Origin of the sequence: Burkholderia vietnamiensis LMG 10929, from assembly GCF_000959445.1 — a bacterium.
GTDB lineage: Bacteria > Pseudomonadota > Gammaproteobacteria > Burkholderiales > Burkholderiaceae > Burkholderia > Burkholderia vietnamiensis.
Window position 1 is genome coordinate 713,961 of record NZ_CP009631.1, and the last position, 20,098, is coordinate 734,058.

The window sequence follows — 20,098 nt, forward strand, 5'->3', positions numbered from 1 at the left end:
AACCTCGTCACTCTTCAGTTGCGACGTTACCGCGCAGCCGCGCGAGAATGCCCTCGAGCGCATCGAGGTTGCCGAAATCGATCAACACCTGCCCTCGGCCGCGGCGGCCGAGCTTGATCTTCACCGTGGACGCGAGCAGGTCGGACAACTCCTCCTCCAGCCGGCGCGTGTCGCGGCCGCCGTCGTCCTTCGCGCGCGCCTTCACGGCCGGCGCTTCCTTCGTCGTGTGTGCGACCAGCTTCTCGGTCTCGCGCACCGACATGCGCTTGTTGACGACCTGATGCGCGAGCGCGATCTGCGTTGCCGCATCGACGGCGAGCAGCGCACGCGCGTGACCCATGTCGAGATCGCCGGCCAGCAGCATCGTCTGCACCGGCGACGCGAGGTTCAGCAGCCGCAACAGGTTCGACACCGCGCTGCGCGAGCGGCCGACGGATTCGGCGGCCTGCTCGTGCGTGAAACCGAACTCGTCGAGCAGACGCTGGATGCCGTGTGCCTCTTCCAGCGGATTCAGATCCTCGCGCTGGATGTTCTCGATCAGCGCCATCGCCGCGGCGGCCTGATCGGATACGTCCTTCACCAGCACCGGCACTTCTTCGAGGCCGGCGAGGCGCGCAGCCCGAAAACGCCGCTCGCCCGCAATGATCTCGTATTTGTCAGACGAAACGGGCCGCACCAGGATCGGCTGCATCACGCCTTGCGCGCGAATGCTGGCGGCCAGCTCCTGGAGGTTGCCTTCGTCCATCCGCGTGCGCGGCTGATACTTGCCGGCCTGCAGCTTGCCGAGCGCAAGCGTGTTCGGAGCGCCTTCGATCTTCACCGCTTCGGTGATGTCCGCACTGCCGCCGAGCAACGCTTCGAGGCCACGTCCCAAGCCCTTCTTCTTTGGTACCGCGTTCATGTCTTTCTTCCTCGCTTCGCTCATGTCCGGCTCACGACACCTCGAACGCGCGCACGCGGTCGATCATCTCGGCACCGAATTGAAGATACGCCTGCGCACCGCGCGAGTTACGGTCGAATACGACGCCCGGCAACCCGTAGCTCGGCGCTTCCGCCAGACGCACGTTGCGCGGAATCACCGCGTCGAACACCTTGTCGCCGAAATGCGCTTTCAGTTGATCGGAAACCTGCTGCTGCAGCGTGATGCGCGGATCGAACATGACGCGCAGCAAGCCGATGATCTTCAGGTCGCGGTTCATGTTCGCGTGAACCTGCTTGATCGTGTTGACGAGATCGGACAAGCCCTCCAGCGCGAAGTACTCGCACTGCATCGGGATCACCACGCCGTGCGCCGCGCACAGTCCGTTCAGCGTCAGCAGCGACAGGGTCGGCGGGCAGTCGATCAGCACGAAATCGTAGTCGTCCGCGACGCGCTCGAGCGCGGCCTTCAGCCGGCGCTCGCGGTTGTCGATGCCGATCAGCTCGATCTCCGCGCCGGACAACTCACGGTTGGCCGGCAGCACGTCGTACGTGACGCCTTCCGGGCGCACACGTGCGTCCGACACCGGTACGCCGTCGATCAGCACTTCGTACACGGTCGACTCGCATGCGGCCTTGTCGATCCCGCTGCCCATCGTCGCGTTGCCCTGCGGGTCGAGATCGATCAGCAGCACGCGCTGCTCCTGCGCTGCAAGGCTTGCGGCGAGATTGACCGATGTCGTCGTCTTGCCGACGCCCCCCTTCTGGTTTGCAACGCAGAAGATCTTTGCCATCGTTGGGTGTTCCTCTTACCTTCAAACAAACGGCGCGCATCCGCGCGCCTTCAATTCGCTTCGTCGACGGCGACTTCGATCAGATGCCGTTCGGCATCGAGCATCGGGACGACCAATCGTATCGTCTGCTTCACGCGGCTGCCTTCCGGCAGTCGCGCAATTTCGTCGTCCGGGTGGACGCCCTTCATTGCCCAGATCGATCCGCCCGGTGCGACGAGATGACGAGCAAGTTTAACGAAGTCGGATAGATCCGCGAAGGCGCGGGATACGATCATGTCGAATTTTTCCGGCACTTCGAAGCCCGGCTGCAGCGATTCGACGCGCCCGGTGACGACGGACAGGTTCGTCAGCTTCAGTTCGGCGCGCATTTGCGTCTGGAATGCCGATTTCTTCTGCACGATATCGTTCAGCGTAACCTGCCAGCCCGGCTGGACGATCGCCAGCACGATGCCCGGCAGCCCGCCGCCGGAGCCCACATCAAGCACGCGCGCATCCGGGCGGCCGCGCAGATGCGGAACGATGGAAAGCGAATCGAGGATGTGCTGGATCAGCATCTGCCTTGGGTCGCGGATCGCCGTCAGGTTGTAGACCGCGTTCCATTTACCGAGCAGCGCCACATAGTCGAGCAACTGGTTGCGCTGAGCGTCCGTCAATACGATGTCCAGCGCGGCCGTGCCGTCGATCAACATCTGCTCAAGTACGTCCCGATTAACCGCCGGCGCGCGACGCGCCGTCATTGCTGCGTCGGGACGGTATCGCCCCCCTGCTCGGTCGTTTCTGCTGCGGCGCCGTTACGGCGGCCGAGGCCACGGCGCTTCAGGTGCACCATCAGCAGCGAGATCGCGGCCGGCGTCACACCCGAGATACGCGAGGCCTGGCCGATCGTTTCGGGGCGGAACTCGTTGAGCTTCTGACTCACCTCGAACGACAAACCGCGAACCTCACGGTAGTCGATACCATCCGGCAGGCGGGTATTCTCGTTCGCATCATTGCGCTCGATCTCGTTGGCCTGGCGCTCGATATAACCCTGATACTTGATACCGATCTCGACCTGCTCCTTGATCTGACCCAGCAGCACCGGCTCATCGGCCAGCGGCTCCACGGGGCCACATTCACCGCCCTTCAGCCCACATACGCCGTCGTAGCTGATACCAGGCCGCCGCAGCAGTTCGGCCAGGCTGTATTCGTGGTCGATCGGCTTGCCGAGCAGCGCGGTCGCCTCTTCCGGCGGCAGCGTCTTCGGCGTCACCCAAGTCGACTTCAAGCGTTCGGTTTCACGTGAAACAGCGTCGCGCTTCCGGCTGAACGCGTCCCAGCGCACGTCGTCGACGAGGCCCAGCTCGCGACCAATCTCGGTCAACCGCATATCCGCATTATCTTCACGCAGGCTCAGCCGGTATTCGGCGCGGCTCGTGAACATCCGGTAAGGCTCAGCCACGCCGCGCGTGACGAGGTCGTCGACCAGCACGCCAAGGTACGCCTGATCCCGACGCGGGCACCATGCGTCCTTTTCCTGCACGTAACGGCCGGCATTCAGGCCAGCGAGCAGGCCCTGCGCCGCCGCCTCTTCATAGCCGGTCGTACCGTTGATCTGGCCCGCAAAGAACAGCCCGTTGATCGCCTTCGTTTCCAGCGACGCCTTCAGCGCACGTGGGTCGAAATAGTCGTACTCGATCGCGTAGCCGGGGCGCAGGATGTGCGCGTTCTCGAGGCCGCGCATCGAGTGCACGAGTTCGAGTTGCACGTCGAACGGCAGGCTCGTCGAAATGCCGTTGGGATAGAACTCGTTGGTCGTCAGCCCTTCCGGTTCCAGGAAGATCTGGTGCGACTCCTTCGACGCAAACCTGTGAATCTTGTCCTCGATCGACGGGCAGTAACGCGGGCCGACGCCTTCGATCACGCCCGTATACATCGGCGATCGGTCGAGCCCACCGCGAATGATGTCGTGCGTGCGCTCGTTCGTATGCGTGACCCAGCATGGCAGCTGCTGCGGATGCTGCTCTGCGCGGCCGAGGAACGAGAACACCGGGATCGGATCGAGGTCGCCCGGCTGCTCGTCGAGCTTCGAAAAGTCGATCGAGCGGCCATCGATACGCGGGGGGGTGCCGGTCTTCAGGCGGCCCTGGGGCAGCTTCAATTCCTTCAGGCGGGCCGACAGCGAGACGGCTGCCGGATCGCCCGCACGGCCGCCGGTGTAGTTGTTCAAGCCGACATGGATCTTGCCGTCGAGGAACGTGCCCGCCGTCAGCACGACAGCGCGCGCCCGGAAACGGATGCCGATTTGCGTGACCGCACCGACCACCCGGTCGCCCTCGACCATCAAATCGTCGACGGCCTGCTGGAACAGCCACAAGTTCGGCTGATTCTCGAGCCGATGGCGGATCGCAGCCTTGTAAAGGATGCGGTCGGCCTGTGCACGCGTTGCGCGTACGGCCGGACCCTTCGACGAATTGAGGATCCGGAACTGAATACCGCTCTCGTCGGTCGCGGCGGCCATCGCACCGCCGAGCGCATCGACTTCCTTCACGAGATGGCCCTTGCCGATGCCGCCGATCGACGGATTGCAGCTCATCTGGCCGAGCGTTTCGATGTTATGGGTCAGCAGCAGCGTCTTCGCACCCATGCGGGCCGATGCCAACGCGGCCTCCGTGCCGGCGTGCCCGCCGCCGACGACGATGACGTCAAATTCTGTGGGAAAAAGCATGGTGGATTCCGTACGCAGGACAGCGCACGAACCTATCAGAGAAATGTATGGGCCGAATTATAGCGGGTTCGCTTTTACGCCGAAGACCGTCCGAATGGTAGGGTGCGTTCATTTGACGGTTTTTTCGACCGCTGTGGCGTGCAGTGATGCTCAAAGGAGCCATCGCGGCCGTTGGTCGGGCGGAAATACGTGAATTTCTGTGAAGCCTCGTTAGCTTGCGGTGGCGCTCACAGCACTTGCACTCGGCCCGCAACAAGTTATCCCCCTGTGCCGCCTGGCGCGTCGCCATAGCTCCGCCCTCAGTGGCGACGCAGAGTGACGCTTGCCGGTCACGCCACAGTATTTCTATAAGACCGGCAGACTCTTATCCCCACCCGCTTCCGTTCCCCGGTCCGCCCAACAAAAACGGCGTGTTTCACGTGAAACACGCCGTCCGTTTCCCGGTTCCGCCTCCACTGCCCAAGCAGGCGTCACGCCGATTTCTTGGCTAACCCGAGGTAAGTCTCGATCACCTGCGGATTCTGTGCCAACTCGGCCGCCGGGCCTTCCAGCGCAAACTCGCCAGTCTCGAGCACATAGCCGTAGTCCGAAATCTGCAGTGCAGCGCGCGCATTTTGCTCGATGAGCAACGTCGCGACGCCCGTACCGCGCAGCGCGCTGATGATGTGGAAAATCTCCTTCACGATCAGCGGCGCCAGCCCGAGGCTGGGCTCATCGAGCATGAGCAAGTCGGGCTTGCCCATCAGCGCGCGTCCGACCGCCAGCATCTGCCGCTCACCGCCCGACAACGTACCGGCAGCCTGCCTGCGTCGCTCCCTGAGCCGCGGAAACAGCGCGAAGACATGATCGAGCTGATCGAGAAAGTTCGCCTCGCCTGCCTGCTTGCGGCGGTAGGCGCCCAGCACGAGGTTATCCTCGACCGTCATCGTGCTGAACAGCTCGCGCTTTTCCGGCACGAGGCACATGCCATGCGCGACGCGTTGCTCGATCGGCAACGCGCCGACGTCGCGGCCGCGATACAAGACCTGGCCAGACGCATGCCCCGTCACCGGCAACGCGCCCATGATCGCGTTCAGCAGCGTCGACTTGCCTGCACCGTTCGGCCCGATCACGCTGACGATCTGGCCCGCGCCGACCTTGATCGCCGCGCCGTACAACGCCTCGACCTTGCCGTACCGCACGGCCAGCCCACGTACCTCGAGAATCGGCATCGTCGTGTCCGCCATCACTCCACCCCGCCCAGATACGCCTCGAGCACCGCCGGATCCTGCTGCACGTCCTGCGGCAGCCCTTCCGCGATCCTCGTGCCGAATTCCATCACGACCAGCCGGTCCGTCAGGTTCATCACGAAATCCATGTCATGTTCGACGAGCAACACGCTCATCCCCTCGCCCTTCAGGCGCCGCAACAGCTCGGCGAGCTGCTGCTTCTCCTGATAGCGCAACCCGGCGGCCGGCTCATCGAGCAGCAGCAGCGTCGGATCGCAGCACAGCGCGCGGGCGATTTCGAGTATCCGTTGCTGGCCCAGCGCGAGGCTGCCGGCTTCGTCGTACATGTGCTTTTCGAGCCCGACACGGCGAATCTGCTGCGCCGCCTCGGCCAGCAGCTGCGCTTCCTCGTGCGCATTGAGCCGCGCGATGCTGCGCCACACGCCGGTGTGACCGCGCAGGTGTGCGCCGATCGCGACGTTCTCGAGCACCGTCATCGTCGGAAGCAACTTCACGTGCTGGAAGGTCCGGCCGATCCCACGGCGCACGATCTGCCGCGACGTGAGCCCGTCGATCCGCTCGCCACGGAACGTGATCGCGCCGCCGGTCGGCTTGAGCACGCCCGTCACCAGATTGAACGTGGTCGACTTGCCGGCGCCGTTCGGGCCGATCAGCCCGATGATCTGCCCCGCTTTCACGTCGAAGCTCACGTCGTTCACGGCCACCAGCCCGCCGAATTGCTTGCGCGCGCGATCGACCACGAGCAGCGGCTCGCCCGCGACCGGCTTCGCCCGCTGCGGCAACGGATCGGCGTACTCGGGCGCATGGGCGCGCGGCCCGCGCGGAAACAGCTTCGCGACGAACGGCCATACGCCCTGGCGCGCGTACTGCAGCAGAACGACCATCAGCACGCCGAACACGATGATCTCGAAGTTGCCCTCCGAGCCGAGCAGCTTGGGCAGCAGCGTCTGCAGGTAGTCCTGCAGCACGGTGAGGATCGCGGCGCCGAGCACCGCGCCCCACACGTGCGACACCCCGCCGACCACGGCCATGAACAGGAATTCGATCCCGTGGTTCAGGCCGAACGGCGTCGGGTTCACCGCACGCTGAAGATGCGCGTAAAGAAAGCCCGATACCGCAGCGAGCACCGCCGCATAGACGAAGATCACCACGCGCATCCAGGCGGTGTTCACGCCCATCGCCTCGGCCATCACGCCGCCGCCGCGCAGCGCGCGAATCGCGCGGCCCGGCCGGCTATTGAGCAGGTTCTGCACCGACACGATCGCGGCGAGCACGACGGCCCAGATCACGAAGTACAGGCTGCGGCCGCTTTCGAGTGCGACGCCGAACAGGTTCAGCGCCGGAATCCCGCTGATCCCGTCGTACTTGCCGAGCAGTTCGAGGTTGCCGAACAGGTAGAACAGCGCGAGGCCCCATGCGATCGTACCGAGCGGCAGGAAGTGCCCGGACAGCCGCATCGTGACCGCGCCGAGCAGCAGCGCGACCAGCGCCGTCAGCACGACGCCGACGACCAGCGCGAGCCACGGCGACACGCCGTAGCGCGTGGTCAGAAGCGCGGTTGCATACGCGCCGATGCCGACGAACGCGGCCTGGCCGAAGCTCGTCATCCCGCCGACGCCGGTCAGCAGCACGAGGCCGATCGCGACGATCGCGTAGAGGCCGATGTAGTTGAGCAGCGTGATCCAGTATTCGGGCACCTGCAGCGCGCCGGGCAGCACCGGCAGCGCGAACAGCACCACGAGAAACACCCAGAAGGCCTTGTTGCGTACCATCGTCGTCATCGCGTCACTCCTCTTCATCTTCCGCATGCGGCGTCGCGAAACTGCGCCACAGCAGCACCGGGATGATCAGCGTGAACACGATCACTTCCTTGTACGCGCTCGCCCAGAACGACGAATACGACTCGAGCACGCCGACGAGCAGCGAGCCGGCCGCCGCGAGCGGATAACTGACGAGACCGCCGATGATCGCGCCGACGAAACCCTTCAGCCCGATCAGGAAGCCGGAGTCGTAGTAGACGGTCGTCAGCGGGCCGACCAGAATGCCGGACAGCACGCCGAGCCCAGCTGCCAGCGTGAACGCCAGCCGCCCGGCCTCGGTCGTGCCGATGCCGACGAGCCGCGCGCCGAGCCGGTTCACCGACGTCGCGCGCAGCGCCTTGCCGGCGATCGTGCGGCCGAAGTACACGTAGAGCGCGCCGATCAGCACCAGCGCGGTCGCGACCACGACGATGCTCTGCACCGACACCGTCATGCCGCCCAGGGCGAGTGACGCATCGGTGAATCCGTTGGTGCGCGAGCCTTCCGCGCCGAACATGACGAGCCCCAGCCCGACCATCGCGAAATGGACGGCAACCGACACGATCAGCAGCAGCAGCGTCGTGCCTTCGGCGATCGGCTGATACACGAGCCGATAGACGAACGGCCCCATCGGCACGACGATCGCCAGCGTCAGCGCGATCTGCGCGAGCATCGGCAGCGGCTGCGCGGCGAAGTTGCGCGTGAGCGCGAACATGGCGAGCGGCAGCAGCACGTAGCGGCTGCCGAGCGTCGCGAGCGTCCGGCCGAGCTGATGACGGCGTTCGCGATGGCGGATCAGGCCGCCCGCTTCGAGCAGAAAGCACGCGATGCCCATCACCAACAGGAGCCAGCAGGTGGCCGGAAATTTCTGCGCCTGCAGCGCCGCGAGCGTCAGCGCACCGTAGGCGACGAATTCGCCCTGGGGAATGAAGATCACTCGCGTGACGGAAAACACCAGCACGAGCGCCAGCGACAGCAATGCATAAATGGCGCCGGTCGTGATGCCGTCTTGCGCGAGGATCGCCGCAATCGAGAGATCCATACGTTTCGTGTATCGAGAATGCTGCGAAGAATCGGTGACGGGACAACGCCCCGCAAGCGGAAACGGCATGGCGGGAACGCGGCGCGCCGTTCCGCGGTGTTCCGGAAAACATGCAGCGGGCCCGGTGCCGTTCCCACCGGGCCCGCCAGTTTCACGTGATGCTTACTCGGCCTGCAGCTTCCACTTGCCGTCGACGATCTGCACCATCACACGCGCACGCGTGTCGAAGCCGTTGTGATCGGTCGGCGTCATGTTGATCACGCCGTGCGACACCGGCAGATCCTTCACGCTCTCGAGCGACGCGCGCAGCGCCTCGCGGAACGCTTCGGTGCCCGGCTGCCCCTTCTTCAGCGCCTCCGGAATCGCGCGCTGCAGCAGCAGCCCTGCGTCCCATGCGTGGCCGCCGAAGGTCGACAGCGAACCCGCGCCGTAGGCCTTCTCGTACGCCGCCTTGTAGCCGAGGGCCGGCTTCTTCACCGGGTTCGAGTCGGGCAGCTGGTCGGTCACGAGCACGGGGCCGGCCGGCAGGATCTCGCCTTCGCAATCCTTGCCGCACACGCGCAGGAAGTCGTTGTTCGCGACGCCATGCGTCTGGTACACCTTGCCCTTGTAGCCGCGCTCCTTCAGCGTCTTGGCCGGCAGCGCGGCCGGCGTGCCGGAGCCGGCGATCAGCACCGCGTCCGGCGTCGAGCCCATCAGCTTCAGCACCTGCCCCATCACCGACGCATCGGTGCGGTTGTAGCGCTCGTTCGACACGACCTTCAGCCCGTTCTTCGCCGCGGCGGCGTTGAAGGTGTTGTACCAGCTGTCGCCGTATGCATCGGCGAAGCCGATGAAGCCGACGGTCTTCACGCCGTGCTTCGCCATGTAGTCGGCGATCGCGTCGGCCATCAGCTGATCGTTCTGCGGCACCTTGAACATCCATGCGCGCTTCGCATCCATCGGCGCGATGATCTGTGCGCTCGCGGCCAGCGAGATCGTCGGCGTCTTGCCCTGCGACACCGGATCGAGCATCGCGAGCGAGTTCGGCGTGACGGACGAACCGATGATCGCGTCGACGTGATCCTCGTCGATCAGCTTGCGCACGTTCTGCACGGCGCGGCTCGTGTCGGACGCGTCGTCGAGCACGATGTACTGGACGCTCTTGCCCCCGATCTCCTTCGGCAGCAGCGCGATCGTGTTCTTTTCCGGGATCCCGAGCGATGCGGCCGGCCCGGTGGCCGACAGCGTCACGCCGATCTTCACCTGGGCGGACGCCGTCGCCGCCACGCACACGAGGCCAGCCGCAAGCAGAGCCTCCATCCATCGATTCATTTTCATTTACGTTGTCTCCAAACGCTGCTCGAAAAATCCGCGGGTCGCTCTGGCGGCTCCCGGTCCTCAAACAATTTAATAATTTAACTATCCCGCTGTGCCGCGCCTACGCTCGTTTTCCCGCGAGGCATCGTCGCGCACAGCAGAACGGCCATTCGACCGCAACGATGCGCGACGGCGATGTCGTCGAAATGAAGCAAGCGAAAAACAGAAGCGGCGAAGCGGCCGCGATGCACGCGCAACGACGGCGGCAACGCGCCCGGTGCGGCGCCGTCGCCAGGGGCGAACAAAGGCCGCAATCGGCCGCTCATGCGACGGTGAACGAGGCATCGGATCTGGCGAGCACCGCGCCAACCTGCGCGTTGCCGGCGCTTCCCGCGGCAACGGACGTCGCACTCGCCCGGCGGCGCCCGCAAGCCGCAAGAAGCCCGCGCCGCCCTGCTCCCGAACGGCCGCCCTCGACCGTACGCGATACCGCGATCCAACGTCCTGCGCGTCTCATCCAACCGTACTCCCTGTTCTGCGTTGCGCTCGTAGGAGAACTGCCGACCGATTTTCCCGACCGCTCGGTCGGCGAAAGCCGAGTGTAACGGACGCCTTTCATGCACGCTAACCGGGTAAGCCCGAACCGCGCGCAGGCGCGCGCGTGCCGTCGACGGCTCGACAGGACGATCGAAGAAAAATACGGGGCGGGATGAACGGTGCGATGCGAACGCGCGAAATGGCGCGCATTGAGGGCGATGCGCGCCATGCACCATCGATGCAAATTCGCGCACGCAAATGAAAAAGCGCTGTTGGATTCCGTCCAACAGCGCTTTGGGGTCCGGGCACTTTGTGCCTCGATTGTCTCCTCGTTCTCCACCTGCAAATTCGTTTCGCGGTGCATCAGAACTGAAACGAAGATTAAAGGACCTTTCACCCTGCGACAACTTAGCATTTACCCCTATGGTGCATCGCCGCACGAAAATGGGGCAGCAATCTGGCCGTGCGGCGCGGCCCGGGCGAGCGCAAAACGCCTCTGCGCAAGGCGCCGGATGGTGCTTCGCATCAACGCCGCCGCGCACCGAATGCAACGCGATCAGGACGGCCGCAGCGTCTTCACGCGCGCGACCATCTCGCCGACGATGCCGCGCCGGAACGCAAGCACGCATGCGATGAAGATCAGCCCGGTGACGATCGTCGCCGATTCGCCCAGCGAGTGGAACCAGCCGACGCCCGTGAGCGATGCGAGCCACTCGCCGATGTCGCCGAGCCGGTCTTCGAGCGCGACGATCAGCGCCGCGCCGAGCAGCGGCCCGAACAGCGTGCCCATCCCGCCGACGAGCGTCATCAGCACGACGAGGCCCGACATCGTCCAGTAAGCGTCGGACAGCGTCTCGAAGCCGAGCACCAGCACCTTCAACGCGCCGGCCAGCCCGGCGAGCCCGGCCGACAGGATGAACGCGAGCAGCTTGAAGCGGTCGGTGTCGTAGCCGAGCGAGATCGCGCGCGGCTCGTTCTCCTTGATCGCGACGAGCACCTGGCCGAACGGCGAATGCACGACCCGCACGATGAACGCACACGCGGCGACGATCACCGCGAGCACGACGTAGTACAGCGTGACGTCGTTCGACAGGTCGAGCACGCCGAACAGGTGGCCGCGCGGCACGCCCTGCAGCCCGTCCTCGCCGTGCGTGAACGGCGCCTGCAGGTAGATGAAGTAGACCATCTGCGCGAACGCGAGCGTGATCATCGCGAAATAGATGCCCTGCCGCCGGATTGCGAACAGGCCGACGACGAGCCCCAGCAGCGTGGCCGCCACCGTGCCGGCGAGCACGCCGAGCTCCGGCGTGAAGCCGAGCGTCTGGATCGTGTAGCCGGTCGCGTAGCCGGCGCTCGCGAGGAACATCGCATGGCCGAACGACAGCAGCCCCGTATAGCCGATCAGCAGGTTGAACGCGGCCGCGAACAGCGCGAACGTGAGCACCTTCATCACGAACACCGGATACGCGCCGATGAACGGCGCCGCCAGCAGCGCGGCGAGCAACGCGCCGTAGAGCACTTTTCTCTGCATCATTTTTCCTTGCCGAACAGGCCCGCCGGACGGAACAGCAGCACGATCGCCATGATCACGAACACGACGGTGGCCGACGCTTCCGGATAGAACACGCGCGTGAAGCCCTCGATCACGCCGAGCAGCAGCCCGGTGACGATCGAACCGAGTATCGAGCCCATCCCGCCGATCACGACCACCGCGAACACGGTGATGATCATCGGCTGGCCCATCAGCGGCGACACCTGGATCACCGGCGCCGCGAGCACGCCCGCGAACGCCGCGAGCGCGACGCCGAAGCCGTAGGTGAGCGTGATCATCATCGGCACGTTCACGCCGAACGCCTCGACGAGCTTCGGGTTCTCGGTGCCGGCGCGCAGATATGCGCCCAGACGCGTCTTCTCGATCACGAACCAGGTCGCGAGACACACCGCGAGCGATGCGACGACTACCCACGCGCGGTAGTTCGGCAGGAACATGAAGCCGAGATTGGTCGCGCCCGACAGTTGCGCGGGCACGTCGTACGGCTGGCCCGACGAACCGTAGATCGAGCGGAACACGCCTTCGACCACCAGCGTGAGGCCGAACGTGAGCAGCAGCCCGTACAGGTGATCGAGCTTGTACAGCCAGCGCAGCATCGAGCGCTCGATCGCAATCCCGAACGCGCCGACGATCAACGGCGCGAGCACGAGCATCGCCCAGTACGGCAGGCCGAAGTACGACAGCCCCATCCACGCGAGCATGGCGCCCAGCATGAACAGCGCGCCGTGCGCGAAGTTGATCACGTTGAGCAGCCCGAAGATCACCGCGAGCCCGAGGCTCAGGATCGCGTAGAACGAGCCGTTGACGAGGCCGAGCAGCAACTGGCTCAGCATCGCCGGCAACGGAATGCCAAAGATTTCCATCGACTTAGCCGTCAGTATGAGTTTGGTTGCGCGTGCAACCTTCAGGCCGGCGCGCATGCGCGGCCCGGCGGCCACGTCGCCCGGGCCGCCGGAACCGCCGCAGCGCCGCTACGCCGCGCCTACTTCCACAGCGCGCAGCGCGATTCCTGCTTGGTGCCGAACGCCTGGTCGCCCGGGATCGTCGCGAGCACCTTGTAGTAATCCCACGGCTCCTTCGACTCGGACGGCTTCTTCACTTCCATCAGGTACATGTCGTGGATCATGCTGCCGTCCTGACGGATGTAGCCCTTCGCGTAGAAGTCGCTGATCTTGAGCTTCTTCAGCTCGGCCATCACCTTGTCGGAGTCGGTCGTGCCGGCCGCCTGCACGGCCTTCAGGTAGGTCGTCACCGACGAGTAGTCGGCCGCCTGCAGGCTCGACGGCATCTTCTTCATCTTGCCGAAGTAGCGCTGCGCCCACTGGCGCGACGCGGCGTCGCGGTTCCAGTACCAGCTGTCGGTCAGCACGAGACCCTGCGTCGTCTCGAGGCCGAGGCTGTGCACGTCGTCGATGAACATCAGCAGCGCGGCGATCTTCATCGTCTTGGTGATGCCGAATTCCTTCGCGGCCTTGATCGAGTTGATCGTGTCGCCGCCCGCGTTCGCGAGGCCGAGGATCTGCGCCTTCGACGACTGCGCCTGCAGCAGGAACGACGAGAAGTCCGACGCCGACAGCGGGTGCCGCACCGCGCCGAGCACCTGGCCGCCGTTCGCCTTCACGACGTCCGACGTGTTCTTCTCGAGCGCCTTGCCGAACGCATAGTCGGCGGTCAGGAAGAACCAGCTCTTGCCGCCTTGCTTGACCACGGCCGAACCGGTGCCCTTCGCGAGCGCCATCGTGTCGTATGCGTAGTGGACCGTGTACGGCGTGCACTGCTCGTTGGTCAGCGTGTCGGCGCCCGCGCCGATGTTGATGTAGACCTTCTTCTTCTCGGCCGCGACCTGGTTCATCGACAACGCGGTCGCGGAGTTCGTGCCGCCGACCAGCAGGTCGAGCCCGCCGCGATCCATCCATTCGCGCGCCTTCGACGCGGCGATGTCGGCCTTGTTCTGGTGATCCGCGTAGACGACCTCGATCGGCTTGCCGAGCACCTTGCCGCCGAAGTCGGCGACTGCCATGCGGATCGCCTCGAGGCCGCCCTGCCCGTCGATGTCCGCGTAAAGCCCCGACATGTCCGTGATGAAGCCGATCTTCACGCTGTCGGCGGCATGTGCCGCGCCGACGCTGAATGCTGCGGTCGCGACCGCGAGACACGCGTGTGCGAGGGTCTTCATTTTCATTGACGTCTCCTGTTGTTCTGATGCGTTGTGGTTGTTCGTGCGCCGCCACGGCCAGCGGCAAGTGAAACGGGGCGGCGTCACACCCCCAGCAGGTCGTGAAGGATCGGCATCTTTCCTTCCAGTTCGGACGAGCGGAAATGCTCGACGATGCGGCCATGCTCCATCACGTAGAAGCGGTCGGCGAGCGGTGCGGCGAAGCGGAAGTTCTGTTCGACCATCACGACCGTATAGCCGCGCGCCTTCAGCGCGACGATCATGCGCGCGAGCGCCTGCACGATCACCGGCGCGAGGCCTTCCGAGATTTCGTCGAGCAGCAGCAGGTTCGCGCCGGTGCGCAGGATCCGCGCGACCGCGAGCATCTGCTGCTCGCCGCCCGACAGCCGGGTGCCCTGGCTCTGCCGGCGCGACGCGAGATTCGGGAACATCGCGTAGATCTCGTCGAGCGACATCGCGTGCTCGCGCGGGCCGATCGGCGGCGGCAGCATCAGGTTCTCCTCGCACGACAGGCTCGCGAAGATGCCGCGCTCCTCCGGGCAATAGCCGACACCGAAATGCGCGATGCGGTGCGTCGCCAGGCCGATCGTCTCGTTGCCGGCCACCTTGATCGAGCCGCTGCGGCGCCCGGTGAGCCCCATGATCGCGCGCAGCGTCGTGGTGCGCCCCGCGCCGTTGCGGCCGAGCAGCGTGACGACCTCGCCGCGATGCACGGTCAGATCGACGCCGTGAAGAATGTGGGATTCCCCGTACCAGGCTTCGAGGCCCGAGATTTCCAGCGCGGGCGCGCCGCTTTCGACGCCGCTCAATTCGCGTTCCTCCCGTTCGCTGTGCTTCATGCGTGCGCCCCTGCGAGCGCCGCGTCGGCGCTGCCCATGTAGGCCTCGATCACCAGCGGATTCTTCGACACTTCGGCATACGAGCCTTCGGCAAGCACCTCGCCGCGCTGCAGCACGGTGATCGTGTCGGAGATGCCGGCGATCACGTTCATGTTGTGCTCGACCATCAGGATCGTGCGGCCCGCTGCGACTTTCTTGATGAGCGCGGTCACGCGATCGACGTCCTCGTGGCCCATCCCCTGCGTGGGCTCGTCGAGCAACATCAGTTCGGGCTCCATCGCGAGCGTCGTGGCGATTTCGAGCGCGCGCTTGCGGCCGTATGCAAGCTCGACGGTCGGCACGTGCGCGAAATCGCTGAGGCCGACCTGCGTGAGCAGGTCCATCGCGCGATCGTCGAGGCGCCGCAGCGTGCGCTCGCTGCGCCAGAAATGGAATTCGGTGCCGAGGGCGCGCTGCAGCCCGATGCGCACGTTCTGCAGCGCGCTCAGGTGCGGGAATACCGCAGAGATCTGGAACGAACGGATGATGCCGCGGCGCGCGACCTGCGCGGGCCGCTCGCCGGTGATGTCGATACCGTTGAAGACGATCTGGCCGGCCGTGGGTGTCAGGAACTTGGTCAGCAGGTTGAAGCAGGTGGTCTTGCCCGCGCCGTTCGGTCCGATCAACGCGTGGATCGCGCCTCGGCGCACGCGCAGGTTGACGCCATTGACGGCAGTGAAGCCCCTGAATTCCTTCGTCAGTCCGCGTGTTTCGAGAATCGTGTCGCCGAGAATCATGTTCCCTTCCGTACGAAGTCGGGCGAAGCACCGGGGAGCGTCGCACTGGCGATCGCGATCGGCGCCGCAGATCGGCGGGCCGCCCCCGGGCGCCGTATTACACGTCGAGGGTGGTCTCCCCGCACCGACGCGTATGCACACTGCGGGACATTGTCGCCTCGTTGGTGCAGTGCAATCATCGGGATTTGCACTTATAGGGCTGGCCGCCATATCGCATGCGGTGAAGCGCGAAGGTTCGACACGTGCGCGCTGCGCACGGCGCGTGCCTGTGAAAACAGCGCGCGTCAGGTCATCGCGACCACGCGCCGATCGTGACCCATGCGCGGGTTCAACGTGATCGTTCGCACGCGCGCGCTTCCAACCGCCGCATATGCGAACCCGTTTCGCCGCATAGCTCGAAGGTCGCCGCAGACACGCGGCCGCCGCGCGTGTGGCGCCGATATCACGCCGATATCACGCCGGCGTCATCGCCGCTTCCGTGCGCACCTGCGTCGCGTCGCGCGCCGTGCGGCGATCCTCGCGGATCATGTCGCTCGCGCGCTCGGCGATCATCAACGTCGGCGAATTCGTGTTCCCCGACGTGATGAACGGCATCACCGACGCATCGACGATCCGCAGCCCCGCGATCCCGCGCACGCGCAGCCGGCTGTCGACGACCGCGCGTTCGTCGTCGGCGCGCCCCATCCGGCAGGTGCCGACCGGATGGAAAATCGTCGTGCCGATCGCGCCCGCCGCTTCGACGAGCTCGGCCTCGGTCTGATAGCGCGTGCCCGGCAGAATCTCCTGCGGGCGATAACGTGCGAGCGCCGGCGCAGACGCGATGCGGCGCGTGAGCCGCAGCGCATTGGCGGCGACGTGACGATCGTGATCGGTCGACAGATAGTTCGGCGCGATCGACGGCGCGACGCCCGGATCGGCGCTCGCGATATGCACGCTGCCGCGCGAGCTCGGCCGCAGCTGGCAGACCGACGCGGTGAATGCGTTGAAGCGGTGCAGCGGCTCGCCGAAGCGCTCGAGCGACAGCGGCTGCACGTGATATTCGAGATCGGGACGCGTGAGCGCCGGGTCGTCCGGATCGGATTTCGCGAACGCGCCGAGCTGCGACGGCGCCATCGACATCGGCCCGCGCTGCAGCAGCGCGTATTCGGCGCCGATCATCAGCTTGCCCCACCAGTTCGCCGAGCGCGTATTCAACGTGCGCACGCCGTCGACGCGAAACGCCATCCGCAGCTGCAGGTGGTCCTGCAGGTTTTCGCCGACCGCGGGCAGATCGTGCACGACGTCGATGCCGAGCGCCTGCAGCCGCGCGCCCGCGCCGATGCCCGACAGTTCGAGCAGCTGCGGCGAATTCACCGCGCCGGACGTCAGCAGCACTTCGATGCGCGCGTGCGCGACGTAGTCGACGCCGCCGCCGTGGTATTCGACGCCGACCGCGCGCCGGCCGTCGAACACCACGCGCTGCGCGTGCGCGCCGGTGATCACGGTCAGGTTCGGGCGCGCCATCGCGGGCCTCAGGAACGCCTTCGACGTATTCCAGCGCACGCCGCGCTTCTGGTTCACTTCGAAATAGCCGACGCCGGTGTTGTCGCCGCGGTTGAAATCGTCGGTGGCCGGGATGCCCGTCTGCTGCGCGGCCTGCGCGAACGATTCGAGAATCTCCCAGCGCAGCCGCTGCTTCTCGACGCGCCAGTAGCCGCCCGCGCCGTGCGCGTCGCTCGCGCCGGCGTGATGGTCCTCGCTGCGCTTGAAGATCGGCAGCACGCTGTCCCACGACCAGCCGGCGTCGCCGGTTTCCTGCGCCCAGCCGTCGTAATCCTCGCGCTGGCCGCGCATGTAGATCATTCCGTTGATCGACGAGCAGCCGCCGAGCACGCGGCCGCGCGGATACGACAGCGCGCGGCCGTTGAGCGCCGCCTCGGGCTGCGTCTTGTACAGCCAGTCGGTGCGCGGATTGCCGATGCAGTACAGATAGCCGACCGGGATATGAATCCAGTGGTAATCGTCCTTGCCGCCCGCTTCGAGCAGCAGCACGCGGATGTCGGGATCTTCGGTCAGGCGGTTCGCGAGCACGCAGCCGGCCGTGCCCGCGCCGACGATCACGTAATCGAATTCGCCCTCGAGCGTGCGTTGAGTGGTCACGACGTGTCTCCTGAGTTGTTGTGCGCCGCGCGGGGCGTGCCGCGCGCCTTTTTCAGCATAGTGCGCCGCGGAGCGACGCGATCGTTGCAGCGTACTCCGGCCGCGCGCTGCCGATCCAATGAGTTATGCTGAACTGCGTTATAAGCCGCACTCATATCACGACGATGGATCTCACTCTGCTGCGCGCGTTCGCGACGGTCGCCCGTGAAGGCAATCTCACGCGCGCCGCCGTGCAGCTGCACCTGACGCAGCCGGCCGTCAGCCTGCAGATCAAGCATCTGCAGGAAGCGCTCGGCGTCGTGCTGTTCACGCGCACGTCGCGCGGGCTCGCGCTCACCCGCGACGGACAGACGCTGCTGCCGCACGCGGAGCGCGCGCTCGCCGCGGCCGTCGACGTCGAGCGCGCCGCCGCCGCGCTGCGGCACGAGGTGCGCGGCCGGCTGCGGATCGGCACGATCCTCGATCCGGGTTTCCTGCGGCTCGGCGGCTTCCTGCGCGCACTGGTCGAAACGCATCCGCAGATCGAAACGGCGCTGCGGCACGGGATGTCGGGCTGGGTGCTCGAACAGGTGCGCGGCGCGGCGCTCGACGTCGGCTACTACATCGGCCGGCCGGGCGAAGACGATCCGCGCGACGACGCCCTGTTCCACACGGTCACGCTGACCCATTTCGAGTACCGCGTGCTGGCGCCGGCCGGCTGGAAGGAGCGCGTGCAGCGCGCGCACGACTGGCGCGCGCTGGCCGCGCTGCCGTGGATCTGGACGCCACCGGCGTCCGCCCATCATCGGCTGCTGACGCGGCGGTTCGCGGCCGCGGGCGCACAACCGGTGAAGGTCGCCGAGGTCGATCAGGAGCAATCGATGCTCGATCTCGTGAAATCGGGGATCGGTTTGACGCTCGCGCGCGATTCGACCGCTCTGGCCGAAGCGCACGCGCACGCATTGACGATCGTCGAACAGGTGACGGTGCCGACCGAGCTCACGTTCGTGACGCTCGCCGAGCGCCGCGACGAACCGGCCATCGCCGCCGCGCTGCGGTTGATCGACGCGCAGTGGGCGAGATGAGGCCACCGCGCGTCATGCCACCGTCGCAGGCTTTTTGCTAGATTGTGCGTTCGCACACCGCGAGACCCCTGACCGAAGGAGATCCGCATGGCCCGCAACATCGAGATCAAAGCCCGCGCCCGCGAATTCGACCGGCTGCGCGAACAGGCGGCGACGCTCGCGACCGAAGCGCCGCTGTTCTACCGTCAGCAGGACTTCTTCTACGACGTGCCGCGCGGCCGGCTGAAGCTGCGCCGCTTCGAGGACGGCACGCCGGCCGAACTGATCTTCTACCAGCGCGACGACCGTGACGGCCCGAAGGCGTCGTACTACACGCGCAGCCCGGTGACGAACCCCGACGCGATGCATGCGCTGCTCGCGACCGCGCTGACCACGCGCGGCATCGTGACCAAGGAACGGCACGTCTATCTGGCGGGCCGCACGCGTATTCACCTCGATCGCGTCGACGGCCTCGGGGACTTCATCGAACTCGAAGTGGTGCTCGCCCCCGACGACGACGAAGCCGACGGTGAAGCCGAAGCGCATCGCGTGTTCGCGCAGCTGGGCGTCGCGCAGGAGGACCTCGTCGCGGTCGCATACGTCGATCTGCTGAACGCCGACGCCCAATCGGAAGCCGCATAAGCGGCGACAATAATGGCGGCATGACCGCCGCCGGCGCGTCATGTGGCGGCGGCACCGCCATCACCGCCCTGCCGGTCGATCACGCCGCGCCGGGCGCCAGATGCGCGAGCGGCAGCGCGCCGTTGCGCTTGAACGTGGTCAGCACGATGTTCGAGCGCACGCTGTCGACGCCCGGCACGCGCATCAGCTTCTTCATCACGAACTGCGACAGCGCGTTCAGATCGGGGGCGACGATCCGCAGCAGATAGTCGGCGTCGCCGACCACCGCATGACACTCGAGCACCTCGGGCAGCACGTCGATCTGCTGCTGAAACTGCTCGATGATCGAATCGCCGTGATGCTTGAGCTTCAGGCTCGTGAACGCGGTGACGCCCAGGCCGAGCTTTTCCGGCCGCAACATCACGCGATAGCCTTCGATCACGCCGGCCGCCTCGAGCCGCTGCAGCCGCCGGCCGATCTGTGACGGCGACAGCGGCACCTCCTCGCCGAGCTGCTGATGCGTGGCACGGCCGAAGCGCTGCAGCACATCGAGAAGCGCGAGATCGAAGTGGTCGAGTTCCAGCATGAATGCCCTCCGCACAAAACGATGAAATGATGCGGGATTATCGC

At 65.9% G+C, this 20,098-nt stretch carries 17 protein-coding genes; 2 read left to right on the forward strand and 15 right to left on the reverse strand.

Annotation, left to right across the window (positions count from 1 at the left end; translation table 11 throughout):
- Positions 1-7 precede the first annotated feature (7 nt).
- The 14 genes from AK36_RS13235 to AK36_RS13300 all read right to left on the reverse strand — a co-directional run bounded on the left by AK36_RS13235 (position 8) and on the right by AK36_RS13300 (position 17,804).
- On the reverse strand, positions 8-901 hold the full coding sequence (locus AK36_RS13235) for a ParB/RepB/Spo0J family partition protein (protein WP_011882807.1): 894 nt from the start codon (positions 899-901) through the stop codon (positions 8-10).
- Positions 902-932: 31 nt separating this feature from the next.
- The gene (locus tag AK36_RS13240; protein ID WP_011882806.1) at positions 933-1,712 is read right to left on the reverse strand and encodes a ParA family protein; all 780 of its coding nucleotides are present in this window, start codon (positions 1,710-1,712) and stop codon (positions 933-935) included.
- Positions 1,713-1,762: 50 nt separating this feature from the next.
- Entirely contained in the window at positions 1,763-2,449 is a 687-nt protein-coding gene (gene rsmG, locus AK36_RS13245; protein WP_045578640.1) for a 16S rRNA (guanine(527)-N(7))-methyltransferase RsmG, read from the reverse strand.
- Entirely contained in the window at positions 2,446-4,416 is a 1,971-nt protein-coding gene (gene mnmG / locus AK36_RS13250) for a tRNA uridine-5-carboxymethylaminomethyl(34) synthesis enzyme MnmG (RefSeq protein WP_011882804.1), read from the reverse strand. Before mnmG ends, rsmG begins: the two co-directional genes overlap by 4 nt.
- 470 nt (positions 4,417-4,886) lie before the next feature.
- A complete protein-coding gene (locus AK36_RS13255) occupies positions 4,887-5,642 on the reverse strand; it encodes an ABC transporter ATP-binding protein (protein WP_045578641.1) in 756 nt (251 codons plus the stop codon).
- A complete protein-coding gene (locus tag AK36_RS13260) occupies positions 5,642-7,426 on the reverse strand; it encodes a branched-chain amino acid ABC transporter ATP-binding protein/permease (RefSeq protein ID WP_011882802.1) in 1,785 nt (594 codons plus the stop codon). Before AK36_RS13260 ends, AK36_RS13255 begins: the two co-directional genes overlap by 1 nt.
- Positions 7,427-7,430: 4 nt before the next feature.
- Positions 7,431-8,486 (reverse strand): branched-chain amino acid ABC transporter permease, encoded by a 1,056-nt coding sequence (locus AK36_RS13265; protein WP_014722167.1) that lies wholly within the window; start codon positions 8,484-8,486, stop codon positions 7,431-7,433.
- Positions 8,487-8,648: 162 nt separating this feature from the next.
- The gene (locus tag AK36_RS13270) at positions 8,649-9,806 is read right to left on the reverse strand and encodes an ABC transporter substrate-binding protein (protein ID WP_045578642.1); all 1,158 of its coding nucleotides are present in this window, start codon (positions 9,804-9,806) and stop codon (positions 8,649-8,651) included.
- A gap of 1,072 nt (positions 9,807-10,878) precedes the next feature.
- On the reverse strand, positions 10,879-11,853 hold the full coding sequence (locus AK36_RS13275) for a branched-chain amino acid ABC transporter permease (RefSeq protein ID WP_011882799.1): 975 nt from the start codon (positions 11,851-11,853) through the stop codon (positions 10,879-10,881).
- Positions 11,853-12,737, reverse strand: coding sequence for a branched-chain amino acid ABC transporter permease (locus tag AK36_RS13280; protein ID WP_014722163.1), 885 nt, complete (start codon positions 12,735-12,737; stop codon positions 11,853-11,855). Before AK36_RS13280 ends, AK36_RS13275 begins: the two co-directional genes overlap by 1 nt.
- Positions 12,738-12,856: 119 nt before the next feature.
- The gene (locus tag AK36_RS13285) at positions 12,857-14,056 is read right to left on the reverse strand and encodes an ABC transporter substrate-binding protein (protein WP_011882797.1); all 1,200 of its coding nucleotides are present in this window, start codon (positions 14,054-14,056) and stop codon (positions 12,857-12,859) included.
- Between the two features lie 77 nt (positions 14,057-14,133).
- Positions 14,134-14,889 (reverse strand): ABC transporter ATP-binding protein, encoded by a 756-nt coding sequence (locus AK36_RS13290; protein ID WP_011882796.1) that lies wholly within the window; start codon positions 14,887-14,889, stop codon positions 14,134-14,136.
- Positions 14,886-15,665 carry an ABC transporter ATP-binding protein gene (locus tag AK36_RS13295; RefSeq protein ID WP_011882795.1) on the reverse strand — a complete coding sequence of 260 codons (780 nt, stop codon included), beginning with the start codon at positions 15,663-15,665 and terminating at the stop codon, positions 14,886-14,888. Before AK36_RS13295 ends, AK36_RS13290 begins: the two co-directional genes overlap by 4 nt.
- 453 nt (positions 15,666-16,118) lie before the next feature.
- Complete coding sequence (locus AK36_RS13300) at positions 16,119-17,804, reverse strand: GMC family oxidoreductase (protein ID WP_011882794.1); 1,686 nt, start codon at positions 17,802-17,804, stop codon at positions 16,119-16,121.
- A gap of 164 nt (positions 17,805-17,968) precedes the next feature.
- Between AK36_RS13300 and AK36_RS13305 the strand changes: the two genes are divergently transcribed.
- Both AK36_RS13305 and AK36_RS13310 read left to right on the forward strand, forming a co-directional pair.
- On the forward strand, positions 17,969-18,868 hold the full coding sequence (locus AK36_RS13305) for a LysR family transcriptional regulator (protein ID WP_034192994.1): 900 nt from the start codon (positions 17,969-17,971) through the stop codon (positions 18,866-18,868).
- 87 nt (positions 18,869-18,955) lie between these two features.
- Positions 18,956-19,489, forward strand: a complete 534-nt coding sequence (locus AK36_RS13310; protein ID WP_014722157.1) for a class IV adenylate cyclase — start codon at positions 18,956-18,958, stop codon at positions 19,487-19,489.
- A gap of 79 nt (positions 19,490-19,568) precedes the next feature.
- Here the strand turns inward: AK36_RS13310 and AK36_RS13315 are convergent, their stop codons facing one another.
- A complete protein-coding gene (locus tag AK36_RS13315; protein ID WP_006408082.1) occupies positions 19,569-20,054 on the reverse strand; it encodes an Lrp/AsnC family transcriptional regulator in 486 nt (161 codons plus the stop codon).
- Between the last annotated feature and the right edge of the window lie 44 nt (positions 20,055-20,098).

Excerpts from the sequence above, each read along its gene's own strand:
- AK36_RS13235 (WP_011882807.1), bottom strand. The coding sequence starts at position 901 with ATGAACGCGGTACCAAAGAAGAAGGGCTTGGGACGTGGCCTCGAAGCG.
- AK36_RS13240 (WP_011882806.1), bottom strand. The coding sequence starts at position 1,712 with ATGGCAAAGATCTTCTGCGTTGCAAACCAGAAGGGGGGCGTCGGCAAG.
- rsmG (WP_045578640.1), bottom strand. The coding sequence starts at position 2,449 with ATGACGGCGCGTCGCGCGCCGGCGGTTAATCGGGACGTACTTGAGCAG.
- mnmG (WP_011882804.1), bottom strand. The coding sequence starts at position 4,416 with ATGCTTTTTCCCACAGAATTTGACGTCATCGTCGTCGGCGGCGGGCAC.
- AK36_RS13255 (WP_045578641.1), bottom strand. The coding sequence starts at position 5,642 with ATGGCGGACACGACGATGCCGATTCTCGAGGTACGTGGGCTGGCCGTG.
- AK36_RS13260 (WP_011882802.1), bottom strand. The coding sequence starts at position 7,426 with ATGACGACGATGGTACGCAACAAGGCCTTCTGGGTGTTTCTCGTGGTG.
- AK36_RS13265 (WP_014722167.1), bottom strand. The coding sequence starts at position 8,486 with ATGGATCTCTCGATTGCGGCGATCCTCGCGCAAGACGGCATCACGACC.
- AK36_RS13270 (WP_045578642.1), bottom strand. The coding sequence starts at position 9,806 with ATGAAAATGAATCGATGGATGGAGGCTCTGCTTGCGGCTGGCCTCGTG.
- AK36_RS13275 (WP_011882799.1), bottom strand. The coding sequence starts at position 11,853 with ATGCAGAGAAAAGTGCTCTACGGCGCGTTGCTCGCCGCGCTGCTGGCG.
- AK36_RS13280 (WP_014722163.1), bottom strand. The coding sequence starts at position 12,737 with ATGGAAATCTTTGGCATTCCGTTGCCGGCGATGCTGAGCCAGTTGCTG.
- AK36_RS13285 (WP_011882797.1), bottom strand. The coding sequence starts at position 14,056 with ATGAAAATGAAGACCCTCGCACACGCGTGTCTCGCGGTCGCGACCGCA.
- AK36_RS13290 (WP_011882796.1), bottom strand. The coding sequence starts at position 14,889 with ATGAAGCACAGCGAACGGGAGGAACGCGAATTGAGCGGCGTCGAAAGC.
- AK36_RS13295 (WP_011882795.1), bottom strand. The coding sequence starts at position 15,665 with ATGATTCTCGGCGACACGATTCTCGAAACACGCGGACTGACGAAGGAA.
- AK36_RS13305 (WP_034192994.1), top strand. The coding sequence starts at position 17,969 with ATGGATCTCACTCTGCTGCGCGCGTTCGCGACGGTCGCCCGTGAAGGC.
- AK36_RS13310 (WP_014722157.1), top strand. The coding sequence starts at position 18,956 with ATGGCCCGCAACATCGAGATCAAAGCCCGCGCCCGCGAATTCGACCGG.
- AK36_RS13315 (WP_006408082.1), bottom strand. The coding sequence starts at position 20,054 with ATGCTGGAACTCGACCACTTCGATCTCGCGCTTCTCGATGTGCTGCAG.